Consider the following 1,120-nt stretch of genomic DNA (forward strand, 5'->3'; position numbering starts at 1 on the left):
CAGCCAGAAGTGCTCGTGCTGGAAGGCGTAGGTGGGGAGGTCGACACGACCGGCCGCCTGACGGCCGGCGAACACCTTCTGCCAGTCGAGCACCGCACCGTGGGTGTGGGCCTGGGCCAGGGCCGTGGTGAGGGTACGGATCTCGTCGCGGTCCTTGCGCAGGACCGGGGCGAAGAGTACTCGGTCGTCGTCGGGAAGGGAGCTCTGGCCCATCCCCGACAGCACGCCGTCGGGGCCGAGTTCGACGAAGGCGGTCACGCCCTGCTCGGCCAGGAACCGGACGCCGTCGGCGAACCGGACGGCCTCGCGGACGTGCCGGACCCAGTAGCCGGCGTCGAACGACGCGACCAGCTCACCCGACACGTTCGAGACCACCGGAATCCGCGGCTCGCGATACTCCAGCTCCTCCGCCACTCGACCGAACTCGGCCAGCATCGGCTCCGTCAACGGCGAGTGGAAAGCATGCGAGACCGTCAGACGACGGGCACGGTGCCCGGCCGCCTTCCACGCCTGCGTGATCTCCTCCACCACCGACTCGACACCGGAGATCACGACCGACGTCGGCCCGTTCACGGCCGCGATCGAAACCACGTCGTCGCGACCTGCGATCAACTCGACAGCCTGCTCGGCAGTCGCCTCAAGCGCAGCCATCACACCGCCGTCCGGCAACGCCTCCATCAGCCGACCTCGCGCAGCGACCAGCCGGGCCGCATCCGCCAGCGACAGGACACCGGCGACGTGCGCCGCCGCAAGCTCGCCCACCGAGTGCCCGGCAACGAAGTCGGGCTTGAGGCCCCACGACTCCACCAACCGGAACAACGCCACTTCGAGAGCGAACAAGGCCACCTGCGTGGAACCCGTACGGTCGATCAGACCCGCCTGGGGGCTGTCGGCCTCGGCGAACAGAACCTCCCGGGTGGGGTGTTCGGTCCACTCGTCCAGGACCGCGCACACCTCGTCCAACGCCGCCGCGAACACCCGGAACGCGCCATACAGCTCACGCCCCATCCCGATGCGCTGCGCACCCTGACCGGTGAACAGGAACGCCGTCCTGCCACCGACCACCCGGCCCGAGACCACCCCGGGAGCCGCCGTACCCGCGGCCAGCGCCGCAAGCCCG

The 1,120-nt window shown here is 70.2% G+C and carries 1 protein-coding gene; it reads right to left on the reverse strand.

Going from position 1 to position 1,120, the window contains the following annotated elements; all coding sequences use genetic code 11:
* On the reverse strand, nt 1-1,120 hold a 1,120-nt coding region (locus tag ACZ4SA_RS36985; protein ID WP_468283277.1), incomplete at both ends, for an acyltransferase domain-containing protein.

This window comes from Streptomyces sp. NPDC027962 (assembly GCF_055566095.1).